Raw genomic sequence first — 21559 nt, 5'->3', positions numbered from 1 at the left:
AAAATTCAGGCATCTCCGCCACAAAGAAGGATGCTCGCGGCGCACTGAAGGTCTGCTTCTTGGCAAAGCATGAATGTCAGGAAGTGGCGCATTGATGCGCGACGCCGCAGGTTGGGACCGGTTTCGACCCGGGCCGAGCGACGCCGTATCCGACGACCGACGGCCACTTGCGGACGCCGGGACCCGCCCCATACATTACAACCTGAGAAACGATGACCTGAAATCAGGCTTGGCGAGGAAACGGCATGTCGGATGCCTTGCGCATCGCGCATGGTGCCTTCGGACGGGTGGCGCTGCTGGACATGGACCGAAGCCTAGTCCGGCACGCGCATCCGCATTGCCATGTGCTGCTCAAAGTCGATGGCGACGACACGCAGTTTCTCGTCGGAGACGATGTCGCCCCGCTGACCGACGATCTCGCCGTGCTGGTCAACGCTTGGGAGCCGCATGCCTATATCCATGACCCCAGGCGCAAGAACGCGCTGATCCTGGCGCTTTACATCGAGCCCGACTGGCTGCGCAGCTTCCGGCCGAACTGGGCCGCCAGCGGCGCGCCAGGCTTCTTCGAGCAGTCGGCAGGCGAGGTCACCGCTCATATCCGGCAGACCGCGCTCGATCTCGCAGCCGAGATGGTGCACGAGCCCGGCGCCTCGCGCCGGCAGGAGCATTTGCTGTCCGAACTGATGATCGCCGTGATCGAGCGCTTTACGCCCTGGCGGACGATCGGCGCATCGCTGCGCGAAATCGCCCGCTCGAACGCGATCGACTGGCGGGTGGGGCGTGCCATCTCCCTGATGCGCACGAATCCGGCTGCCCCGTTCAGCATCGAGAACCTGGCGAAGTCGGCGGGTCTCTCGCGGGCGCATTTCTTCCGCCGGTTCGAGCAATCGACCGGCGTCACGCCGCATGTCTTTCTGAACGTGCTCAAGGTCGAAATCGCCGTCGGTGCGATCGTCGAGGGCGACGAGACCTTCGCGGTGATGAGCCACCGGCTCGGCTTCAGCGCGCCGGCCCATTTTAGCCGCTTCTTCCGCGACCATTGCAGCGTCGCGCCCAGCGAGTTCCGTCAGGTGGCGCGGCTGGGCCGGTAACGATGGCAGTCGCTCGCCGAAGCGCCGTGTTCATCACACGAGCGCCGACTGACAGCTGCGGCTGCCCATCAATTTTGAGACTTTTCGGTAAGATGCGAGACCCAGCGGGATCGCGCCCCATCCCCTGATCGGAGAGCCTTCTGCCCCAGACGCCCGTCAGAGCGCGTCGTCGGGAGCAGGCTCAGGTGAAGATCGAAACCATTTCGTGGACGGGACAATCGCTGGAGCGCGTCGAGGACGCGGCCCTGCTGACCGGTCGCGGGCGGTTCATCGACGATCTTGGCGTCAGACCCGGCACGCTCCACGCCGCCATCCTGCGCTCGCCGCACGCCCACGCTGATATCCTGGCCGTCGAAGTTTCGGCGGCTGCCGTCATGCCGGGCGTCGCGGCGGTCGTCACAGGTCGCGACTTGGCGAAGCTGACGACGCCGATGGTCGCCGGCCTCAAGGTCGCGGTCGAGAACTGGCCCATGGCAGTCGAGCGGGTACGCTATGTCGGCGAGCCGGTCGCCATCGTCGTCGCGGCGGACCGCTACCTTGCCGAGGACGCGCTGGACGCGATCGAGGTCGAATACGGCCCGCTACCATGCGCCGTCGATCCCTGCGCGAGCCTGAAATCCGATGCGCCGGTGCTGCACGACAACGCCGGCGGCAACCTCGTTAGCGACCGTCGCTTTCGCTACGGCGATCCCGAGTCCGCTTTCGCAGACGCCGAGCATCGGGTCGAGGTGACGATCGCCTATCCGCGCAACACCGGCGCGCCGATGGAAACGTTCGGGGTCGTCGCCGAATACGATCCCCATGAGGACGCCTACGACATCCTGGCCAATTTCCAGGGGCCGTTCAGCATCCATGCGGTGCTGGCCCGCTGCTTGAAGGTGCCCGGCAATCGGCTGCGGCTGCGCATGCCGCCGGAATCGGGCGGCAGCTTCGGCGTCAAGCAGGGCGTTGCGCCCTATGCGGTGCTGATCGGCGTCGCCGCGCGCATCGCTGGCGCGCCGGTCAAATGGATCGAGGACCGGCTTGAGCATCTGGGCGCGGCGGTGGCCGCCACCAACCGCGTCACCACGCTCAAGGCCGCGGTGACGGCAGCGGGCCGCATCACCGCGCTAGACTGGGACCAGGTCGAGGATTGCGGGGCCTATCCGCGCGCGCCGGAGCCGGCCACGCTATACCGCATGCATGGTAACATGACCGGGGCCTACAACATCGCGAACCTCGCGATCCGCAACCGCGTCGTGCTAACCAACAAGGCCCCGACCGGCCTCGTGCGCGGCTTTGGCGGCCCGCAGGTCTATTACGCCCTCGAACGGCTGATGCAGCGCATCGCGGTCGAGCTCGACCTCGATCCGCTGGCAGTGATCCGGGCCAACCTGATCCCGGCGCGGGCGTTTCCCTACCGCACCGCCTCGGGCGCGCTCTACGATTCCGGCGACTATGTAAAGGCCTTCGAATTGACCCTGGCCGAGGGCCGTCTCGCCGATCTCGAAGCCCGGCGCGACGCCGCCCGCGTTGCTGGCAGGCGCTACGGCATCGGTTTTGCGGCCGTCGTTGAGCCGAGCGTCTCGAACATGGGCTACATCACCACTGTCCTGACCTCCGCCGAGCGAAAGAAGGCCGGGCCCAAGAACGGCGCGCAGGCGACAGCCACCGTCACGCTCGATCCGGTCGGCTCGGTCGGCGTCCATGTCGCATCCGTGCCGCAGGGGCAGGGTCACCGCACGGTGCTGGCGCAGGTCGTCGCGGACGTGTTCGGCCTGCCATGCGAGGCAGTCCGCGTCGTCGTCGATCTCGACACGGGCAAGGACGCATGGTCGATCGCCTCGGGCAATTATTCCAGCCGCTTCGCCGCCGCCGTCGCCGGCGCAGCGCATCTGGCGGCGACGCGCCTGCGCGACAAGCTCGCCGCCATCGCCGCCAGCCAGCTCGGCGTCGCGCCCGCGCAGATCGGCTTTGCCGGCGGCGCGGTGTTCGCCAAGGGCGACGCGGCCAGGACGCTGCCCTTCGGTCGCATAGCGGCGCTGTCGCATTGGTCGCCGGGCCTGCTGCCCGCCGGAGTCGATCAGGCGATTCGCGAAACAGCTTTCTGGACGCCGCCCGAACTGTCCGCGCCTGGCGAGGATGACACGGTCAATTCCTCGCTCTGCCACGGCTTCATCTTCGACATGGCCGGCGTCGAGGTCGATGTCGAAACCGGCAAGGTCCGGATCGACCGCTACGTCACAATGCACGACTGCGGCCGCGTGCTGCATCCCGGCATGGTCGAGGGTCAGATCAGGGGCGGCTTCGCGCAGGCGCTGGGCGCGACCTTCTTCGAGGAACTCGCCTATGCCGATGACGGCGCGTTCTTGACCGGAACCTTCGCCGACTACCTGCTGCCGACGGCGACCGAGACGCCCGATGTCGAGATCCTGCACATCGAGACGCCGTCGCCCTTCACGCCGCTCGGAGCAAAGGGCGTCGGCGAAGGCAATTGCATGTCGACGCCGGTCTGCCTCGCCAATGCGGTCGCCGACGCGCTCGGGGTGGCGCAGCTCGACCTGCCGTTGACCCCTGCGCGCGTCGCTGCGCTAGTCGCCGCCGCCGAGCCCGCGCGGCCGGAGGGCCACCGCGACCGGGGTTTGCAGCCGGGCACCGCCAAGCCGGGCGATCGCGCGCTGCGCGGCCAGGGGCAGGCCAACGTCGCGGCAACGCCGGACGCGGTCTGGGCGATGCTGCTCGATGTCGACACGCTCGCTTCGATCATCCCCGGCTGCCACGGCGTCGACAAGCTCTCGGAGACGCATTTCAAGGCGGATGTGACGCTCGGCGTCGGCCCGGTCAAGGGTCGCTACAAAGCTCAGATCAGGCTCTCTGATCTCGATGCGCCCCGCGCCGCGACCCTGTCCGGCTCCGTCTCGGGGGCGCTCGGAACAGGCGGAGGCTCCGGCCGCGTTACGCTGACGCCGGCAGGCGAGGGCGGCACGCTCATCGCCTACACCTATGAGGCCGCGGTCGGCGGCAAGGTGGCCGCGATCGGCGGACGGCTGCTCGACGGCGCGGCCAGGGCCATCATCGGGCAATTCTTCGCGGCGCTGGCGCGCAGGGCGTCGCCGCCGCGTCCCGGCTTCATCGGCCGCCTGCTCGGGAGGCGGCCATGAAGCCCGCAGCCTTCGACTATGTCCGCGCCGGCGACCTTTCCGAGGCGCTCGATGCGCTGGCACGGCATGGCGCCGACGCCCGCATCATCGCCGGCGGCCAGTCGCTGCTGCCGATGCTGAACATGCGGCTGGCGAAGCCGGCGGTGCTGATAGACATCATGGGCATTGCGGGGCTCGACCGGGTCGAGCGCGAGGGCGACTTGATCGTCGTACCGGCGGGCGTGCGCCAGGCGGCGCTTATGAAGCGCCCCGGCCTTGCCGACGAACAGCCGCTGCTGGCGGCGGCGCTGCCCTGGCTCGGGCATTACCAGACGCGTGCACGCGGCACAGTCTGCGGCTCGGCCGCCCATGCCGATCCGAGCGCCGAAATCCCGCTCTGCCTCGTCGCACTCGATGGCGAGGTCAGGCTCCGCTCGCGCCGCAGGCGGCGCAGCGTTAGAGCCGCCGACTTCTTCGGCGCTATGATGGTGACGGACAAGGCCGATGACGAACTGATCGAGGCCGTCGCCTTCCCGGCCGCGATGGCCGGAACCGGCTACGCCTTCCGCGAGGTCGCGCGCCGCCATGGCGATTTCGCCATCGTCGGCTGCGCGGCGGTGGTCAAGCGCCATGCCATCCATCTCGCGGTCGCAGGCGTCGCCGACAAGCCGCAGCGCCGCAGCTTCCCGCCCCTGCAGGGCTCGGCCCTGACGGATGCGCTAAACGCCTTCGCCTGGGATCTCGAAGCCCGCGACGATTTCCACGCGACCGCCCGGTTGCGGCGCGACCTCGTGCGCTCGCTCGGCCTGTCTACGATCGGGGAGGCCCAGCGATGCCTCGCCTGAACGCCGCGACGCGCCACCGCGTCGCCTTCACCCTCAACGGTCGGCCGGTCTCGCTTGAGGCCGAGCCGCGTCTGCTCGCCACCGACGCGCTGCGCCACGGGCTCGGTGCGACCGGAACTCATGTCGGCTGCGAGCATGGCGTTTGCGGTGCCTGCACGATCCAGATCGACGGCCAGCCTGCCCGCGCCTGCCTGACGCTCGCGGTCCAGCTCGAAGGCAGGGATGTCGCCACGGTCGAGGGGCTCGCGCCGGAGCGCGACCGGCTCTCTGTGATGCAGGCCGCCTTCCGTCGCCATCACGCGCTGCAATGCGGCTTCTGTACGGCCGGCATCCTGGTCTCGCTCGACGCCTATCTGCGCGAGGAGCCCGCGCCGAGCGAGCAGGATTTGCGCGAGGTCGTGGGCGGGCATCTGTGCCGCTGCACCGGCTACACGCCGATCATCAGGGCGGCGCTCGAGGCGGCCGCCAGCCTGCGGGGCGAGCCCGCATCGCAGCCACCGGATCGGGAGTCTGCCCATGTTTGACCTCGGCACCAGCTTCGTCGCGAGCGTGGCGCGCGACCCCGATGCGCTCGCCATCGTCGACGGCGATCTTCGCCTGACCTATGCGCAGTGGTTCGACAGGATTTCTTCGCTCGTCGCCGCCTTCGACGGCATGGGCTTGAAGGCCGGCGACCATCTCGTCACCGTGCTCCAGAATCGCTGGGAGGCGGCGAGCCTGCACTGGGCCTGCCAGCTCGCCGGCCTGACGATCGTGCCGATCAACTGGCGCGCCAAGCCCGACGAGATTGATTTCGTGCTCGGCGATTGCGGAGCTAAGGCGATCGCCTTCGAAGAGGTATCGGGCCAAGCTACCGCACTGAGCGAATTGGCGCGCTCAATCCCCCGCATCGCGCTCGGTCCCAACGCAGGCGCAGCCGAGCTCACCTTCGCGGAGATGGTCGCCCTGCCAGCCCCTGTCGCGACGCCACGTGTGGCCGCCGACGCCTGGTCCCTGATGCTCTACACCTCGGGCACCACGGCCAAGCCCAAGGGCGTGCCGCGTCGCCACCGGGCCGAACGCATGGCGGCGCTCGCCCATGTCGTACAGAACCTCTACGGCCAAGGCGAGCGCACGCTCGGCGTGATGCCGCTCTATCATACGATGGGCGTGCGCTCGCTGCTGGCGATGTCGCTAATCGGCGGAGCCTTCATCTGCCTGCCGCGCTTCGATGTGGCGCGGGCTCTCGAACTGATCGCGGCCGAGAAGGTCAGCAACCTCTATCTGGTGCCGACGCTCTATCACGACGTCGTCCATCACCCGGATTTCGCGCGAACCGACGTCTCCAGCGTGCGAAAGCTCGGTTTCGCCGGCGCGCCGATGACCGACGGGCTGCTCGGCAAGCTGACCGAGGCCTTCAGACCGGAACTCTTCGTCAACCATTACGGCTCGTCGGAGATTTACACCTTCACGGTCAACCAGAAGGCGGCGCTCAAGCCCGGCTGCGCCGGCAAGGCCGGCCTCAACCAGCTCATCCGGGTGGTGAAGCTCGGAGCCGCCTCTGCCCAGGACCTTGCAGCGCCGGGCGAGGAGGGCGAGATCGTCGCGCTCGCATCGAGCGATGAGGCGTTCGAGGGCTACTGGAGACGCCCCGAAGCCGACGCCAGATCGCTGCGTGACGGCTGGTACTTCACCGGCGACACTGGATATTTCGATCCGGACGGCGACCTCTTCGTCTCCGGCCGCGTCGACGACATGATCATCACCGGCGGCGAGAACGTCTCGCCGGTCGAGATCGAGAGCTGCCTGTCCCTGCATCCCGGCGTCTTCGAGGTCGCCGTCGTCGGCCTGCCCGACGAACGTTGGGGCAAGATCGTCGTCGCGTTCGTACAGCGCGCCGGCGCGGTCACCGCCGAAGATCTTGACGCCCATTGCAAGGCGACGGGCCTCGCCAACTTCAAGCGCCCGCGCCGCTTCGAATTCGTCAAGGCTATCCCTAAATCGCCCGTCGGCAAGCTGCTGCGCCGCCAGCTCGTGGCCGGCGAGTACGAGCCCGAACGGCCCGATATCGCAGCCGAATGACCACCGCATCACCCATCACGACTGAAAGGCCAGAGCCGATGAACGCCATTACTCCCATTCACCCCGCCCTGACCGAACTCGACGGATTCAGCGTCGAGATCGACGCCGCCCGCGAGCGCGCCGACATCATCCTGAACCGGCCGCCGATGAACGTCATCTCGATGCCGCAGCGCGACCAGTTGCGGAAGGTCTTCGAGGCGCTCGACGAGGACGACCGCGTTCGCGTCATCGTGCTTCGCGCAATAGGCGAGCATTTCTCCTCCGGCGGCTACATCAAGGGCTTCCTCGAGGCCTCGCCAGAGCATGTCTCGAAGCTCGCCTGGAACATCGCCGCGCCAGCGCGCTGCGCCAAGCCGGTCATCGTCGCCAATCGCGGCTACGCCTTCGGCGTCGGCTTCGAGATTTCGCTGGCCTGCGATTTCCGCATCGTCTCGGAGACCGCCCAATACGCGCTGCCCGAGCAGAAACTCGGCCAGATCCCAGGCTCGGGCGGATCGGCCCGCCTGCAGAAGATCGTTGGCATCACCCGCACCAAGGACATCGTGATGCGCTCGAAGCGCATCCCGGGTCCGCAGGCGCTGGACTGGGGCATCGCCACCGAATGCGTGCCCGATTCCGAGCTGGAGGCCGCGACCGACCGGCTGGTGGACGAGTTGCGCGGCTTCTCGCCGATGGCGCAGCGCACCGCCAAGAAGCTGCTCAACGACACCGAGGACGCCTCGCTGTCGATCGCGATCGAGCTGGAGGGGCATTGCTACAGCCGCCTCCGCCAGTCCGACGATTTCCGCGAGGGCGTCGAGGCCTTCCATGCCAAGCGCGCGCCAAAATTCGTCGGGAGCTGAGCCCATGCCGGACCTCCCCGAGATTTTCCACGAGAGCGCCTGCCGCGAGAACGCCTGCTGGAAGAACGCGTGGTCGCTCGACGATCTGGCGCGGCTGGCGCGCGGGAGCTTCATCGAACAACTCGGCGTCCGCTTCGTCGAGCTCGGGGCGGACTGGCTGACGGCTGAACTGACCATCCGTCCTGCGACGGCGCATGCGGGCGTCGCGTTGGCGCTGGCCGAAGCCATCGGCACGCTGGCGAGTCGGATGGCGGTCGAAGCGCGGACGCACGTCGTCAGCGGGCTCGACATCAAGGCCAATCATTGCAGGCCAGTGGGTGTCGGCGAGACGGTGCAGGCCACGGCGCGGCCGCTCAACCTCGGCCGCCAGACCCATGAGTGGGAAATCCGCATCCAGGTCGCCGGCGACGAGCGGCTGGTCTGCGTCGCCCGGCTGACCACGGCCATCAAGATCCGCGCGGGACAAGGCGTCCGCGCGGCAGCCTGAGCCTTCCACACCACAACAAACCATAAAAAAGAGGGAAACGACCATGAAGACCGCAATCCTTTCAGCCCTTGCCGGAAGCCTCATAGCCGTCACCGCCCTTTCGGGCGGCGCGCTCGCCCAGAGCGGCCCGATCAAGATCGGCGTCGTCACCCCGCTCTCGGGCACCTACACCCCGATCGGCCAGCAGGTCCGCTGGGGTCTCGAACTGGCCGCCAAGGAGATCAACGCGGCCGGCGGCGTCGCGGGCCGCCAGGTCGCGCTCGTCTTCGAGGACGAAGAGGCAAACCCCGCCGTCGCCGTGCAGAAGGCCGAGAAGCTGTTCCAGGTCGAGAAGGTCGATTTCCTGACCGGAACCGTGAACTCGGGCTCGACGCTCGCCGTCGCCCAGCTCGCCGAGCGCAACAATAAGCTGGCGGCGACGACGGTGTCCTTCGCCGACTCGATTACGGGCGACAAATGCTCGCCCAACATGTTCCGCGTGAACGCGCGCGCCGAGCAGCAGTCGGTGGCTCTCGCCGCATGGCTCGCCAAGGAGAAGCCCAAGGCGAAGGTCTATTATCTCGGGCCGGACTACGAGATGGGCCGCTCGACCGTCGCCGCCTTCAAAAGCAGTGCGGAGAAGACCGGCTCGGCGACCGGCGGCGAGGTCTTCGCACCGCTCGATTCCAAGGACTACACCCAGTATTTCGGCCAGATCCGCGCGACCCGCCCACAGGTGCTCTACACCTCCGTCGCCGGCAACGACACGGTGCGGCTGCTGACGCAGCTCCAGGATTTCGGTCTGCTCTCGGGCCTCACCGTGGTCGGCGCGTCCGGCACCGTGACCTCGCAGAACATCACCGCGATCGGCGCGGCGGCTGAGGGCTTCGCCACCGGCGTCGGCTATTCGCCGCAGATCGACCGCCCCGAGAACAAAAAGTTCGTCGATGCCTTCCGCGCGGCCAACAAGACCGATCCCGATCTCTACGGCGCCGACAGCTATGGCGTGCTCTTCGCCTACAAGGCGGCCGTCGAGAAGGCCGGCTCGACCGAGACCGACAAAGTCCGCGAGGCGCTGCGCGGACTGACTTGGCAGACACCGCAAGGGACCAAGACGATCCGCCCCGGCGACCACCAGGCGATGCAGCCGATGTATGTGGTGCGCGTTACCAAGGGCAAGTTCGACATCATCGACAACGTCTCCGCCGAGAACGCGATCGGCCCCGACGCCTGCACGCGCTTCTGAGCGCCGCGACCAAGTCCCCCTCTCCCTGGCGGAGAGGGGGCTCCTGCGCCGTCCCGCGGAGAGGCACCGCCATGACTCCTGTCGACTACCTACAATTCGTCCTGGCCCCGCAGGTCGTGAACGGGCTCGCGCTCGGGGTCGCGGTCGTGCTCGTGGCGCTGGGGCTGACCATCATCTTCGGCATGCTCGACGTCATCAACATGAGCCATGGCGAGTTCTACGCGATCGGGGCCTATGCAGCGCTGGCGCTGGCTGCGGCCGGCATCGGCTTCTGGTTCCTGCTCGTGCTGGTGCCGATCCTGATGATCCCGCTCGGCATGGCGGCGGAGCGCCTGCTGATCCGGCCGGTCTTCGGCAGCAAGGACCGGCACGTCACGACGCTGCTCGTGACCTTCGGCCTCGGGCTCATCGTCGAGGACGTGCTGAAGATCATCTTCGGGGCCAACACGCACCGCCCGCCGACGCCGATTTCGGGCGCAAGCGAGATCTTCGGGATCATCCTGCCCAATTACCGGCTGTTCCTGATCCTCGTGGGCGCGGCGATCGTGCTGGCCGTGGCTTATGTCGTCTACCGGACGCGGCTGGGCGCGATGGTCCGGGCGGCGGCCTTCGACCGCAACATGGCGGCTTCCCTCGGCGTGCCCGTCTCGCTGGTCTATGCCGGCACCTTCGCCTTCGGCGTCGGCCTGGCCGGCCTCGCCGGCGTCCTGCTCGCGCCGATCTATTCGGTGTTCCCGACCATGGGGCGCGACTTCATCCTGCTCGCCTTCACGGTCGTCATCGTCGGCGGCATGGGCTCGATCTGGGGCGCGGTCGTCGCAGGGCTCCTGCTGACGCAGGTTCAGGCGCTGGCGAGCCTCGTGATCTCGCCGGTCTGGACCGACCCGATCGTCTTCGGGACCATGGTCGCCTTTCTGGTTTTTCGCCCGCAGGGCCTGTTCGGGAGGCTTGGCCATGCATGACCGGCTGACGCAATCCATGCGGGCGAGCCATCTGCTCGCGCTGCTCTTCGTGCTCGCCTCTCTGGGCCTCGCTGCCATCGGCGCCGTCACCGGCGACACGTTCTATCTTCGGCTCGGCACAGAGGCGCTGATCTTCGCCGGCCTCGCGCTGTCGGTCGATCTTCTGCTGGGCTATTCCGGCGCGCTCTCGCTGGGCCAGGCGCTGTATTTCGGCATCGGCGCCTATGTCTCGGCGCTGACACTGATGAAGATCCCGTCCTTCTGGCTCGCCATGGGCGCGGCCTTCGCGGCCTCGCTGATCGCCGCCATCATCGGCGGATTGATCGCCAACCGGGTGCGCGGCGTCTATTTTGCGCTCATCACCTTCGGCCTGGCGCAGGTCTTCGCCAAGATCGTCTACAACACCCGTGAGCTGGGCGCCTCGGACGGCATGATCGGCATTCCGGTGATCGAGATCGGGTTCGGGCCGTTTTCGGTCTCGGCTGGCAGCCCGGTCGGCTTCTTCCTCGTCGTGCTCGCCATCATCATGGTGCTCTACGCGCTGACCGCCTATCTGCTCGACACCCCTTTCGGGCGCGTACTGACGGCGCTGAAGGCCAATGAGAAGCGTGTGCCCTTCCTCGGCTACTCGGTCTGGCGCGCGCGCATGGCTGCCTACGTCCTGGCCGGGCTGATCGCGGGGCTGTCGGGCGCACTCTACCCGATGCTGCGCGGCTTCGTCTCGCCGGAGCTGATGTTCTTCGCGACCTCGGGCAACGCCGTGATCTCGGTCATCCTCGGCGGCGTCGGCACGCTGATCGGCGCGATCTACGGCTCGGTTCTTCTGGTGATCCTGAAATCGATCATCGGGAGCTGGACGGAGCACCATCTCATCGTGATCGGTGCGCTTTTCATGGTCTGCGTGATGTTCCTGCCCAAGGGACTGATCGGTTTCGTCAGACCGCGCATCGAGGCGCTGCTGATGCGCCGGCCGCAAGCCCGGCCGGCGCTTGCCGAACCTGCGAACCTGTCGCCAGCTGTCGTCAAATCCAGGAGCGCATCGTGATGACGCCCGTCCTAGACATCCGCGATCTCGGCATCGCCTTCGGCGGCCTCAAGGCCGTCGATCAGGTCAGCTTCCAGGCGCAGCGGCACAAGATCACGACCGTGATCGGCCCCAACGGCGCCGGCAAGTCAACGCTGTTCAATCTGATCAGCGGGGCCTTGAGGCCGCATCGCGGACAGGTCATGATCGACGGCATCGACATGACCGGGGCCCCCCCCGAGCGTACCAAGGCGGCCGGCCTCTCGCGCTCCTTCCAGATCACCAGCCTGTTTCCGGACCTCACCGTCGCGGAAAATCTCAGGCTCGCCGCGCAGGTGCTGGAGCCGGCCGGTCGCGCCTTCCTGCCGATCCGCCGTTCGCAGCGCGCCATGGCCAAGACCGACCAGATGCTGGAGCGCTTCCAGCTCGCCCACAAGCGCGATGAACTGGCCGGAAACCTCTCCCATGGCGACCAGCGTCGCCTCGAGATCGCGGTGTGCCTCGCCTCCGAGCCCAAGATCCTGCTGCTCGACGAGCCGACGCAGGGGATGAGCCATGGCGACACCGCCGATACGGCCAGGCTCGTCCGCAGCCTGACGCAGGACGTCACCGTGCTCCTGATCGAGCACGATATAGGCCTTGTGATGAGCCTGTCCGACCATGTCGTCGTGATGCATCAGGGCCGCAAGCTGGCCGAGGGCCCGCCCGACATGGTGCGCGCCGATCCCGCCGTGCAGGCCGCCTATTTCGGACATCACTGACATGCTCCAGATCAACGGACTGCACAGCCATTACGGCTTGAGCCACGTCATCCAGGGGATCGATCTCAGCGCCGCGCCGGGCGAGGTCATCGGCATCTTCGGCCGCAACGGCGTCGGCAAAACGACGCTGCTGAAGACGATCGCAGGCTGGGTGACGCCCAGCCAGGGTGCGATCCGTCTCGGCGGCGAGGTGCTCGGCGGCCTGACGCCCGACCGCATCTGCCATGCCGGCGTCGGCTTCGTGCCGGAGGACCGGCGCATCTTTCCGGGGCTGACCGTCGAGGAGAACCTCTCGCTCGGGTTGCTGCAGGTGAAGGGCCGCTCCTCGCGCGACGAGAAGCGCGTGGTCGAGGGGATCTACGACCGCTTCCACAGGCTCGGCGAGCGCCGGCACCAGCTCGGCACGACCCTGTCCGGTGGCGAGCAGCAGATGCTCGCCATGGCCCGCGTCATGGTCGGCAAGCCACGCCTGGTCCTCATCGACGAGCCCAGCGAAGGCCTCGCGCCGATGATAGTCGCGGAGATCTTCGCGATCGTGCGGGAGTTGCGCGAGCAGGGCGCGATCATCCTGCTCGTCGAGCAGAACATCCACGAGGCGCTCTCGGTGGCCGACCGCTTCCATGTCGTCGAGCGCGGCCAGATCGTCTTCAGCGGCGAGGCCGAGAACGAGTTCGATCGCGAACGCCTGCTGAAGCTGATCGCCGTGTGAGCCCGATGCCGAGGCGTTTCATCCGGGGAGACTGGCTCCACTACCGGCTTTTCGGTGAGCTTGAGGTCGGAGGAACCCCGATCATCCTGCTGCATCACGGTTTCGGTCATGCCGATGGCTGGGAGAGGTTTCCTGAAGCGCTCAGGCAGGCCACGGGGCGCAGCGTGCTGACCTATTCGCGCGCCGGCTGCGGCCGCTCGGAGCCAGGCCGGGAGGCGAGGGGCGTCGATTATCTGGAGCGCGAGGCCTGCGACACGCTGCCGGCGCTGATGGCCTCGTTCGGGCTCGCTCGCGCGTGTCTCTACGGACACAGCGACGGGGCAACGATAGCCCTGATCGCGGCTGCGCGCCGGCCCGATTTGGTCGAGGCCGTCATCGCCGAGGCGCCTCATGTCATGGTCGAGCTGCGCACGCTAGAGGGGGCGCGCGCCCTGACGCAACGTTTCGAGACCGACCCTGCCTTTCGCCGCAAGCTCGCCCGCAGCCATGACGATCCGCACTGCGCTTTCCGGGCCTGGAGCGACATCTGGCTCTCGCCTTCATTCGCGAACTGGACAATCGCGCCGCTGCTGCCAGCGATCCGCGCGCCGCTCCTGCTGCTGCAGGGCGACGCCGACCCTTTCGGCAGCGAGCTGCACGTCAGGCTGGCGCATGATGCGGCGGCAGGCTCCGTGACGACGCATCTCCTGCCTGGCTGCGGGCATGCGCCTCACCGGGCGGAGACCCGCATTCCCGGCTGGGTCTCAACCTTGCTGCGACAGCGGCCGGGCCAGACGGGTAAGCGCTGGTTCGATGCAGTGTCTTGAGCAGGTGGAACTCTATCGAGACGTCAGCTGAACATGTCCCAGGGTTTCGGCTGGAAGGCGGGAGGACTTATCTGGCTCAAAGCCCTGGTCGGAACCTGGTTGCTGTTAGGTAATGCTTGGCCTTTATCGAGAATGCGGAGCCGGTGGGCATCGGTTCCAACGTCTGCTCATCGGCAGAGTGCCAATGTCGGCTTCTGGCGCGGAGCTTCAAAGCTGCATAGCTGCGGCGGTGATCCGACTACGAAGCCAAGCATTAGCTTGGTCATTACGAGCCTGCGGGTTCCACAGCATTTCAATTCGCCAGGCCGGCATCGGCAGTGGAAGTGCAAAGCTGACGAGACCAACCTGGGTCAGTTTTGCGGCGATCCTGCCTGGCAAGGCGGTAACGAAATTGCTTGAGGCGATCAGCGCAGGCAGCGCCATCATATGGGGAAGCGTCACCACGATCTGTCTCGCGAGGCCGCGCTCGGCGAGGACGCGGTCAATTTCGCCAACGGCATCCCGACGGATCGAAACCAGGGCATGCCGCTGTCGAAGGTAGGTATCGAGCGTCATTCCGCCATCCTGAAGCGCAGGATGTCCCGCGCGAGCTACACCGACAAAGTTCTCTTGGCAGAGACGTTGACGAACCGAGCGCTCGGGCGGCTTCTGGAATACGCCGAGGGCCAGATCGATAACGCCCCGGTCGATAAGCGCGCCGATGTCGTCCTTATCATAGCCGACGATGCGCAACTTCGCCTCCGGCGCCTCGATTTCCATCATGGCCAGGAACGGGGGCAGGAGAACCGTGGTGGTGTAGTCCGTACTGGCGATTGTAAAGGTTTGAGCTGTCCCGCGCGGATCGAAGGCGAGGCTGGGGTTCAGGGCTTGGCGAAGGTGAGCCAATGCCGTCGCAACCGCTGGTGCGATCTGCAGCGCTTTTGGTGTTGGTTGCATTTCGCCACCGGCGCGCACGAACAGCTCATCGCCAAAGAGCTTCCTCAGTCGTCCAAGCGCGCCGCTGACAGCGGGTTGCCGCAGGCCAAGCTGAGCCGCGGCCCGGCTGATGCTTCGGGTTTCCCTGATCGCATCAAACGCAACAAGCAGGTTGAGGTCGATCCCGTTCAGCGTCATCGCTGTCAGCAATACCGACTATCGCTGTCGAGGCATAGACGGGGGCGGCGGCGTTCGCCAAGTGATCTGACGCAGGAGGTGAGACATGTCCGACCCAGCCGCGATCGTCACCCGCTTCATCACGCAGTTTCTTGGTACTGGCGACCTCACTGTTGCCGACGCCACGTTGCACCCCAAAGTGCAAGGCATCACCGGCCTGAAGCCCATGGGCCCTATCGACGGACGAGAAGAATACAAGGCCATCGTCACGGCGTTCGTCTCAGCCTTCCCGGCCGAAAGCCCAGTTGAGATCATCGACCAATTCGTATCGCAAGACGGAGCCCGTGTCGTGACGCGCTTTCATTCGCGTCAACGGCATGCAGGCGAGTTCTTTGGTGTTGCCGCCACGAACCGCGTCATCCTGTTCGATGAGACACATGTCGCCCGGGTTACCGACGGAATGATCGTTGAAAACATCGTCAGCGCGACCAATCTCGAATTCGAGATGCTGATGGCACCGGTCCTGACGCCCCTGATCTTGAAGTGAGGTCCTGTCGATGATGATCTCACCGCCGACCCGCCGCGCTTTCCTGATGGGCGCCGCTGCGTTGTCGCTACCTCTTCCCGTGCGTGCGCAGGCCTATCAGCCCGGTGGGACCCTCAGTGTCGTGAAGTTCGATCGACCGGGCGACGCTTCCGTCAATTCGTACATCCTCATCGGCCCGCGAACACAGGTGATCCTGGATTGCCAGCGGACGGCCGTGGAGGCGCGGCAGCTCGTGGCTATGGCACGCGGCTTGGATCTTCCCGTCGAAGCGATTGTGCTCTCACATGAGCATCCCGACCATGTTGGCGGCGCTCAGGTTGTCCGAGATGCCTTCCCGGACGCAGCTCTGCTTGCAAGCGAAACGACGCATGCTGCCATCCGTCGCGATGGCGCCGCGATGATGGCCGAGATGAAGCGGTTCTTCGGACCTGTGATGCCGGATGCGGTTCCGATCCCGACGCGCATTCTTCGCCCGGGCGAACGTCTGAGACTGGCCGACGTCGAATGGCAGGTTGACCAGCTCGGCCCTTGTGAGGCGGCTGGAATGACCATGCTTCATGCAGAAGCCCAGGGTATCCTGTTTGCAGCTGATCTCGTTGGTAACCGCGTGACACCCTGGTTGGTCGATGGCCACACAACGGCCTGGCTGGGAGAACTGGCCGCAGCCAGACAGCGCTATGCGAGCGTTGACCTCGCGTTGCCAGGGCATGGTTCCGCCGCGCCGATGGTTGCGTTGATCGACGAACAACGGGCCTATCTTGAGAGCTTCCGTGCCGAAGTGATGGCCACCATAGGAACCGCAAAGCCGACGCCCGAAGCCCTATCAGCGATCCGCAGCAAGACAGAGTCGCGTTATCCTGGCTATCCGAAGGTGGCACCCCCTCCCGATCTCATCGAGCGCAACGCCAACGCGGTGGCCGCAGAGCTCGCCAGGCGCTGACGTCGACTGCGGCCTTACCCAATCTCGAACTCGCAGGTTTGCATCATGAATCATGCTGTCATTGCGGGCTATGGCCCAGGGATGGGAGCGGCACTGGCTCGCCGCTTTGCCAGCGAAGGTTATACGATATCGCTGCTGGCGCGCGGCAGAGCCGCGCTGGACGAGGCGGTGACCAGCTTTGCCGACCAGGGCATCATCGCGCGCGGATTTGAGGTCGATCTTTCTCAGCCGTCGGCAATCCAGAGCGCTTTGACGGAGGTCGCGGCGGCAACGGGTGCTCCCGATGTGCTGATCTACAATGCCGCTCGCTGGCGGGAGGCGGCGACGATGTCGCTTGCGCCGCAGGACTTTGCGCAAGACCTCTCGCTGGCCGTCACCGGAGCCCTCGTTTGTGCTCAGAGCGTCTATCCGGCCATGCGTGCGCGAGGCTCAGGGACGATGCTTTTCACTGGCGGCGGTCTCGCGCTCTATCCTGCCTCTGGCGTTGGCGTTGCCTCTCTGACAGCGGGAAAGGCAGGCCTGCGGGGCCTGGTCTATGCGATGGCTCCCGAGCTCGCACCAGACGGTATCCACGTTGCCACAGTGACCATCGCTGGCCAGGTCGCCACTGGTACGGCATTCGACCCCGACCTGATCGCGGGTCACTACTGGGATCTTCATAACCAGCCACAGAGTGCTTGGGAGATCGAGCGCGTTTACCGAGGCTGATGTGCTGTCAGGCACCTTCGGCTCAATTGGATCAAGAGAGTGTAGCGGCATTTCCGCGACGGGGGGCCGTCTTCGGCATGCCGGACGAAAACGTCAGCCGATCTCCGAGCCGCTGAGCGAACGCTGCTAAAGCTGCGCTCGCTCAGCAAGCATTGGCCACGAGGGTTCAGGCACGGCCGTCACGCCAGAGCATGACCGCGAGCCCGACAAACCAGACCAGCGCCACGGGCACGGCCGCACTTTGGATCAGAGCGGCAACCGGGAATGCGACCCGCAGCGCCGTGGCCAAGAACATCGCACCCAAAACGATCCCGCCAAGGCCGAGCCAGCTCTTGCCTGCCTGCCTCAGGGCAAAGCCGATCGCGGCGAGCCAGATACCGCTGAGGATCTGGACACCGAGGAGTTCGCCGACAGCTCCGGCATAGGCATTGATCGTGCGGTAGCCCAGTTCGATCGTCTGGCGTGCCGACTGATCAGCCGCTTTGTACTCGGCGGCGAGCATCGGCATCACCGATAGCCAGCGCACGATGCCAAGCATCTTGAACAGGCCGGCGCCGGCACCGACGAAGGCGGCTGCATCCGAATGCCAGCCGATAACCCCTTTCGCCGCGAGCCAAGCTCGCAAGACGAGGGCGAGTGGTATCAGGGCCAAGGAGACGATGAGGTAAGCCCCATAGCCGATGAGAACAGCGTTCGCCTGACCAGCAATCAAGGGCAGCGCTTCCGTCGCCGGGAGCCTGAGAGAGGCCGGCCAGCCGATGGCTTGGCCGAGCATGGCCATTGGCACGAGGAAGAGTGCGGTTTGAAGCGCAGCAAGAACCGCCGCCGCTCTGGCGATCTTTTGGGACGAAGCGGAGGCATCGCCTTGCAGAGCAAGGCCGGGAACGGCAGGGGATGACATGACGATGTCCTCTCAAAATTCAATGTGGTGGGAGCGTGTTCAGATGGCCCGCGCACGGGCAGCGGAGATCGGGCGCGCGCGGACCCGCGCGGGCCCGAGCGACGTTTCGATCGCGAGCACGAGCGGCGTATGCGGCTCCGGCCCGATCGCCGCTTCGAGCTTGCGATTGTCGAGCCGGACGGGTTCGCGCCAGAGCCAACGCATCTCGATCAACTCGCGGAAGAACGTCATGAACGGCGCGATCAGATAGATCTGCGGCCAGAAGAACCGTCGGATCGGAACGGCGCCGCCGAGTGCGCGCTGGATCGCTTCCGCCATGCCGCGGCCGTCGGGGACCCAGTGTCCTTGGAAGTGAAAGACGTCGTGGGTTTCGAGCCGATCCTGCCGGTCGAGAAGGCGCATGAAGGTCTCGGCCAGGTCAGGAACATAGGCCCATGTATGGCCGACGCCGGAGGCGCCCAGATCCTGGATCACTTTGGCGGTGCGTCCGCCCTTGACCACGGCCTGACTAAACCAGGAACTCGGGACAGCTGGACCGAAGAAGTCACCAGCTCGAACGATCAGCGAGCGGACGCCATCGCCGGCGGCGTGCCGCAGCATCGCCTCCATGTCCATCCGAACGGCGCCCTTGACCGTATGGGGGTTCTGCGGGCTGTCCTCCTCGATGAGCGCACCGGCATCGGGGCCAAATGCGTAGATGTTCCCATGAAAAAGAATGCGCGCGCCGGAGTGCTGGGCTGCCACGATGCTGTTGGTCAGCATCGGCACCGCCTTCTCACGCCATTTAGCGTAGCCTGGCGGATTGACTGCGTGTGCGATGATGGCCGTGCCGGCTGCGGCACGGAGCACCGCGCCGCGGTCCAGGGCATCGCCTTGGCGCCAGTCGACGGCAAAGGGCAGCCGGGCTGAGGCGGTGGCTTTTGCGGGATCGCGCGACAAGGCGCGAATGATGTAGCCGCGACCGTGAAGGGCAACAGCGAGCGCACGGCCGAGGCCGCCTGTGATGCCGAGGACGAGTGCGATGCGCGAAGACGAAGCAGGCAGGGTCATGGGAACCTCCATTGCGATGAGCGGAGGATGCCCCTGGCCACGGCAAACGGAAATTGCGTAGACTCGTGGATCCGCTATACGTTTTCGTATGACTGAAGAGATCGGTTGGGACCTGTACCGCTCCTTCCTCGCTGTTCTTCGGCAGGGCAGTCTGTCGGGCGCAGCGCGGGCTCTCGGCACAACGCAGCCGACGATGGGGCGCCATATCGAGGCTCTGGAGACAGCGCTCGGGCTGTCTCTCTTCACACGCTCGCAAGGCGGCCTTCAGCCGACAGCGGCCGCAATGACGCTCGTCGCGTCAGCCGAAGCAATGGCGGCGGCGGCGGCGGGCCTCCAGCGGAACGCGGACGGAGCGCGCAGCGACACTGGTGGGACGGTGCGGATCACTGCCAGCGAAATCATGGGCGCGGAGGTGCTCCCCGAGATCCTGTCCGCGTTCCGCGAGGAACAACCGGGGATCAACCTCGAACTCGTGCTGAGCAATCGCAACGACGACCTGTTGCGCAGAGATGCTGATATCGCCGTCCGGATGAACCGGCCGACGCAAGAGGCTCTGTTGGCGCAACGGCTCGGCGAGGTTCGGCTCGGACTGTTCGCGCATGAGCGCTTCTTGGCTCGCTACGGGATACCCGAGTCGATCGAGGCTCTGAAGAATTTCCACATTGTCGGCTTCGACCGCGAGGACCGTTCCGCCCGCTCGCTGGCAGCAGGGACGATCGCGCTGGACCGATCACTGTTCAGCTTTCGCTCCGACAGCGATTTGGCACAATATGCCGCCGTCCGCGCGGGGCTTGGAATTGGCGCGGTTCAGCTTGGCCTGGCCGAACGGCATCCTGAGCTTCGGCCGGTCCTTCCGGCGGCAATTGCCTTCAAGCTGGACGTTTGGCTCGTCATGCATGAGGACCAGCGCGCCAACCGACCGGTCAGGCTAGCCTTCGCAGCATTGGCGGAGGGCCTGCGACGCTGGATTAGTTGAGGCGAAGGTCGCTCGGCAGGCAGAAGTCACAGTCATCTGATCGAGCCGAAAGGGTCACACCTCGTTGTGCATGAATGTCTGGTTCCCGGCGGAGTGCCAAGGTCGGCTTGTGGCGCTCCGTGGTCGCAAAGGCCGCCGCTCGCAGATTGAATTTGCCATGGCGACCTTCTCGGCTCCTGCGGAGATAGGGAAGCTCGACGGGCAAGCCTGTTACCTCTTCGCCGAAACCGGATCGAGGCCGGTCTTTCGAATCGTCTCCGCCGCATCCACGCCGCCCAGACAAGCGATGAGCGCCTTCGCGGCCTCGGTTTCCTTGGCGCCGGCGGCGAGCCCGGCCGAGAACACCGTGACGCGCTGGACCTCCTCGGGCAGCGTGCCGACGAAATCCAGTCCTTCGATCGGGATAAGCTCGCTGACTTGCTGAAAGCCGAGCTCCGCCTCGCCGCGGGCCACGATGGTGCCGACGCGTTCGCTGAATATCTTCCTTGCCTTGGCCATCACCTTGCCGCTCGGATCAAGCTTCGGGAAAAGCTCCTCGGACAAATAGGTGCCGCTGGCACTGGCCGAATAGGCGATCGACTTGGCCTCCATCAGCGTCTTCTTGAGCGCCTCGACCGTCGAGATGTCGGGCTTTGGCGCTCCCGCCTTGACCGACAGGCCAATCGCCGAACGCGCGAGATCGGTGCGGGTGCCGGCCATGCCCTTGCCGTCCTCAACCAGCTTGTCGAAGGCTTCGCCGGCCAAGATTACGACATCGGCCGGCTCGCCGCGCGCGAGCCGATTGGGAATCGCATCGGGCGCCGCGCCCATCGAGGCGCCATAAGCGCTGACAACCTTCTGGCCGATCTTCAACTCGCAGGCCGGGACAAGCTCTTTATAGGCAGCGGTGAAGCCGCCCGAGCTAATGACATGCACGTCAGCAAAAGCGGGCTGGGCACAAAGCAGCGCGCTTGCGGCGATAAAGGCGGTGCGATCTTTGGTCATTGCTTGTCCTCCTTCGCTGGATGCTGCGGCCGGGATGTAATAGAGGCAAGAGCAGGGACGGCAAATTTACGTGCGGGACCGGCCAAGTCCGCTTCCGGGCAAGCCCCGAATGTCTGCATCTGGCGCTCTCCGGTTCAAGACCGCGGTCTCTTCTGCCACGCGAGATGCAACCGGGCAGGCGCGATATGTTGCGCCTGCCCGATTGCTGGAAGAGCTTCTCGGCGCCTTCGCTTTCAGCGAACCCTAGAGCGCAGCTGATCTCGAAAACGGTGTCTGGTCGGGACCGAGACGCCATGCGCCGTGCCGCTTGAATCGAGCGCGAGCAAAGCCCCCTTGGAACGGCCCGAGCGAACTACCGGCAGCGGGTGAGGCCCGCCTCAATGCCGCTGGGTGATCGAGATCGCATAGGCGGGCGCCCGTTCGGTGAAG

21 protein-coding genes are annotated in these 21559 nt (G+C 66.1%); 17 read left to right on the top strand and 4 right to left on the bottom strand.

The window, feature by feature from the left end; genetic code table 11:
• Positions 1 to 245: 245 nt before the first annotated feature.
• The 13 genes from AX750_RS10095 to AX750_RS10035 all read left to right on the top strand — a co-directional run bounded on the left by AX750_RS10095 (position 246) and on the right by AX750_RS10035 (position 13932).
• Complete coding sequence (locus AX750_RS10095; RefSeq protein WP_066716029.1) at positions 246 to 1091, top strand: AraC family transcriptional regulator; 846 nt, start codon at positions 246 to 248, stop codon at positions 1089 to 1091.
• Between the two features lie 185 nt (positions 1092 to 1276).
• Positions 1277 to 4231: a molybdopterin cofactor-binding domain-containing protein gene (locus AX750_RS10090; RefSeq protein WP_066716025.1), complete on the top strand. Its 2955-nt coding sequence runs from the start codon at positions 1277 to 1279 to the stop codon at positions 4229 to 4231.
• A complete protein-coding gene (locus tag AX750_RS10085) occupies positions 4228 to 5055 on the top strand; it encodes an FAD binding domain-containing protein (RefSeq protein WP_066716023.1) in 828 nt (275 codons plus the stop codon). Before AX750_RS10090 ends, AX750_RS10085 begins: the two co-directional genes overlap by 4 nt.
• Positions 5043 to 5579, top strand: coding sequence for a (2Fe-2S)-binding protein (locus tag AX750_RS10080; RefSeq protein ID WP_066716021.1), 537 nt, complete (start codon positions 5043 to 5045; stop codon positions 5577 to 5579). Before AX750_RS10085 ends, AX750_RS10080 begins: the two co-directional genes overlap by 13 nt.
• Positions 5572 to 7116, top strand: coding sequence for an AMP-binding protein (locus AX750_RS10075; RefSeq protein ID WP_066716020.1), 1545 nt, complete (start codon positions 5572 to 5574; stop codon positions 7114 to 7116). The genes AX750_RS10080 and AX750_RS10075 overlap by 8 nt, the downstream gene beginning before the upstream one ends.
• A 38-nt stretch (positions 7117 to 7154) precedes the next feature.
• The gene (locus AX750_RS10070; protein WP_066716019.1) at positions 7155 to 7958 is read left to right on the top strand and encodes an enoyl-CoA hydratase-related protein; all 804 of its coding nucleotides are present in this window, start codon (positions 7155 to 7157) and stop codon (positions 7956 to 7958) included.
• 4 nt (positions 7959 to 7962) lie between these two features.
• Positions 7963 to 8445: a PaaI family thioesterase gene (locus tag AX750_RS10065; RefSeq protein ID WP_066716018.1), complete on the top strand. Its 483-nt coding sequence runs from the start codon at positions 7963 to 7965 to the stop codon at positions 8443 to 8445.
• 43 nt (positions 8446 to 8488) lie between these two features.
• Positions 8489 to 9670 carry an ABC transporter substrate-binding protein gene (locus AX750_RS10060; protein ID WP_066716017.1) on the top strand — a complete coding sequence of 394 codons (1182 nt, stop codon included), beginning with the start codon at positions 8489 to 8491 and terminating at the stop codon, positions 9668 to 9670.
• Positions 9671 to 9741: 71 nt separating this feature from the next.
• Positions 9742 to 10632, top strand: coding sequence for a branched-chain amino acid ABC transporter permease (locus AX750_RS10055; RefSeq protein ID WP_066716015.1), 891 nt, complete (start codon positions 9742 to 9744; stop codon positions 10630 to 10632).
• The gene (locus AX750_RS10050; protein ID WP_082734962.1) at positions 10625 to 11677 is read left to right on the top strand and encodes a branched-chain amino acid ABC transporter permease; all 1053 of its coding nucleotides are present in this window, start codon (positions 10625 to 10627) and stop codon (positions 11675 to 11677) included. Before AX750_RS10055 ends, AX750_RS10050 begins: the two co-directional genes overlap by 8 nt.
• On the top strand, positions 11677 to 12417 hold the full coding sequence (locus AX750_RS10045; RefSeq protein ID WP_066716013.1) for an ABC transporter ATP-binding protein: 741 nt from the start codon (positions 11677 to 11679) through the stop codon (positions 12415 to 12417). Before AX750_RS10050 ends, AX750_RS10045 begins: the two co-directional genes overlap by 1 nt.
• 1 nt (position 12418) lies before the next feature.
• A complete protein-coding gene (locus AX750_RS10040) occupies positions 12419 to 13126 on the top strand; it encodes an ABC transporter ATP-binding protein (RefSeq protein ID WP_066716011.1) in 708 nt (235 codons plus the stop codon).
• A gap of 5 nt (positions 13127 to 13131) precedes the next feature.
• The gene (locus AX750_RS10035) at positions 13132 to 13932 is read left to right on the top strand and encodes an alpha/beta hydrolase (protein WP_066716009.1); all 801 of its coding nucleotides are present in this window, start codon (positions 13132 to 13134) and stop codon (positions 13930 to 13932) included.
• 207 nt (positions 13933 to 14139) lie between these two features.
• Here the strand turns inward: AX750_RS10035 and AX750_RS10030 are convergent, their stop codons facing one another.
• Positions 14140 to 15057 carry a LysR family transcriptional regulator gene (locus AX750_RS10030; protein ID WP_156449774.1) on the bottom strand — a complete coding sequence of 306 codons (918 nt, stop codon included), beginning with the start codon at positions 15055 to 15057 and terminating at the stop codon, positions 14140 to 14142.
• A gap of 73 nt (positions 15058 to 15130) precedes the next feature.
• On the opposite strand from AX750_RS10030, the gene AX750_RS10025 reads away from it, so the two are divergent.
• The 3 genes from AX750_RS10025 to AX750_RS10015 are packed head-to-tail and all read left to right on the top strand — an operon-like array spanning position 15131 to position 17219.
• On the top strand, positions 15131 to 15571 hold the full coding sequence (locus tag AX750_RS10025) for an ester cyclase (RefSeq protein ID WP_066716005.1): 441 nt from the start codon (positions 15131 to 15133) through the stop codon (positions 15569 to 15571).
• 10 nt (positions 15572 to 15581) lie between these two features.
• A complete protein-coding gene (locus tag AX750_RS10020; RefSeq protein WP_066716003.1) occupies positions 15582 to 16511 on the top strand; it encodes an MBL fold metallo-hydrolase in 930 nt (309 codons plus the stop codon).
• Between the two features lie 45 nt (positions 16512 to 16556).
• Positions 16557 to 17219, top strand: a complete 663-nt coding sequence (locus tag AX750_RS10015) for an SDR family NAD(P)-dependent oxidoreductase (protein WP_082734961.1) — start codon at positions 16557 to 16559, stop codon at positions 17217 to 17219.
• A 166-nt stretch (positions 17220 to 17385) separates the two neighbouring features.
• On the opposite strand, the gene AX750_RS10010 is transcribed toward AX750_RS10015, so the two are convergent.
• Entirely contained in the window at positions 17386 to 18120 is a 735-nt protein-coding gene (locus tag AX750_RS10010; protein WP_082734960.1) for a DUF4386 family protein, read from the bottom strand.
• Positions 18121 to 18159: 39 nt separating this feature from the next.
• Positions 18160 to 19170: an NAD-dependent epimerase/dehydratase family protein gene (locus AX750_RS10005; RefSeq protein ID WP_066715995.1), complete on the bottom strand. Its 1011-nt coding sequence runs from the start codon at positions 19168 to 19170 to the stop codon at positions 18160 to 18162.
• 88 nt (positions 19171 to 19258) lie between these two features.
• Here AX750_RS10005 and AX750_RS10000 point away from each other — a divergent pair, with 88 nt between their 5' ends.
• Positions 19259 to 20146, top strand: a complete 888-nt coding sequence (locus tag AX750_RS10000; protein WP_066715992.1) for a LysR family transcriptional regulator — start codon at positions 19259 to 19261, stop codon at positions 20144 to 20146.
• Between the two features lie 210 nt (positions 20147 to 20356).
• Here AX750_RS10000 and AX750_RS09995 read toward each other — a convergent pair whose 3' ends face one another.
• Positions 20357 to 21130 (bottom strand): substrate-binding domain-containing protein, encoded by a 774-nt coding sequence (locus tag AX750_RS09995; protein WP_066715990.1) that lies wholly within the window; start codon positions 21128 to 21130, stop codon positions 20357 to 20359.
• Positions 21131 to 21559 lie beyond the last annotated feature (429 nt).

Source organism: Methylobacterium sp. CCH7-A2, from assembly GCF_001557075.1.
Classification (GTDB): Bacteria; Pseudomonadota; Alphaproteobacteria; order Rhizobiales; family Beijerinckiaceae; genus Allobosea; species Allobosea massiliensis.
The sequence above is the reverse complement of the archived record's forward strand: the minus strand, read 5'-3'. Positions and strand labels throughout refer to the sequence as shown.

What these genes read in the sequence shown, in the direction of transcription:
- AX750_RS10025 (WP_066716005.1), top strand. Translation starts at nt 15,131, where the DNA reads ATGTCCGACCCAGCCGCGATCGTCACCCGCTTCATCACGCAGTTTCTT.
- AX750_RS10050 (WP_082734962.1), top strand. Translation starts at nt 10,625, where the DNA reads ATGCATGACCGGCTGACGCAATCCATGCGGGCGAGCCATCTGCTCGCG.
- AX750_RS10035 (WP_066716009.1), top strand. Translation starts at nt 13,132, where the DNA reads ATGCCGAGGCGTTTCATCCGGGGAGACTGGCTCCACTACCGGCTTTTC.
- AX750_RS10060 (WP_066716017.1), top strand. Translation starts at nt 8,489, where the DNA reads ATGAAGACCGCAATCCTTTCAGCCCTTGCCGGAAGCCTCATAGCCGTC.
- AX750_RS10000 (WP_066715992.1), top strand. Translation starts at nt 19,259, where the DNA reads ATGACTGAAGAGATCGGTTGGGACCTGTACCGCTCCTTCCTCGCTGTT.
- AX750_RS10085 (WP_066716023.1), top strand. Translation starts at nt 4,228, where the DNA reads ATGAAGCCCGCAGCCTTCGACTATGTCCGCGCCGGCGACCTTTCCGAG.
- AX750_RS10005 (WP_066715995.1), bottom strand. Translation starts at nt 19,170, where the DNA reads ATGACCCTGCCTGCTTCGTCTTCGCGCATCGCACTCGTCCTCGGCATC.
- AX750_RS10065 (WP_066716018.1), top strand. Translation starts at nt 7,963, where the DNA reads ATGCCGGACCTCCCCGAGATTTTCCACGAGAGCGCCTGCCGCGAGAAC.
- AX750_RS09995 (WP_066715990.1), bottom strand. Translation starts at nt 21,130, where the DNA reads ATGACCAAAGATCGCACCGCCTTTATCGCCGCAAGCGCGCTGCTTTGT.
- AX750_RS10055 (WP_066716015.1), top strand. Translation starts at nt 9,742, where the DNA reads ATGACTCCTGTCGACTACCTACAATTCGTCCTGGCCCCGCAGGTCGTG.
- AX750_RS10070 (WP_066716019.1), top strand. Translation starts at nt 7,155, where the DNA reads ATGAACGCCATTACTCCCATTCACCCCGCCCTGACCGAACTCGACGGA.
- AX750_RS10040 (WP_066716011.1), top strand. Translation starts at nt 12,419, where the DNA reads ATGCTCCAGATCAACGGACTGCACAGCCATTACGGCTTGAGCCACGTC.
- AX750_RS10010 (WP_082734960.1), bottom strand. Translation starts at nt 18,120, where the DNA reads ATGTCATCCCCTGCCGTTCCCGGCCTTGCTCTGCAAGGCGATGCCTCC.
- AX750_RS10080 (WP_066716021.1), top strand. Translation starts at nt 5,043, where the DNA reads ATGCCTCGCCTGAACGCCGCGACGCGCCACCGCGTCGCCTTCACCCTC.
- AX750_RS10020 (WP_066716003.1), top strand. Translation starts at nt 15,582, where the DNA reads ATGATGATCTCACCGCCGACCCGCCGCGCTTTCCTGATGGGCGCCGCT.
- AX750_RS10015 (WP_082734961.1), top strand. Translation starts at nt 16,557, where the DNA reads ATGAATCATGCTGTCATTGCGGGCTATGGCCCAGGGATGGGAGCGGCA.
- AX750_RS10045 (WP_066716013.1), top strand. Translation starts at nt 11,677, where the DNA reads ATGACGCCCGTCCTAGACATCCGCGATCTCGGCATCGCCTTCGGCGGC.
- AX750_RS10075 (WP_066716020.1), top strand. Translation starts at nt 5,572, where the DNA reads ATGTTTGACCTCGGCACCAGCTTCGTCGCGAGCGTGGCGCGCGACCCC.
- AX750_RS10095 (WP_066716029.1), top strand. Translation starts at nt 246, where the DNA reads ATGTCGGATGCCTTGCGCATCGCGCATGGTGCCTTCGGACGGGTGGCG.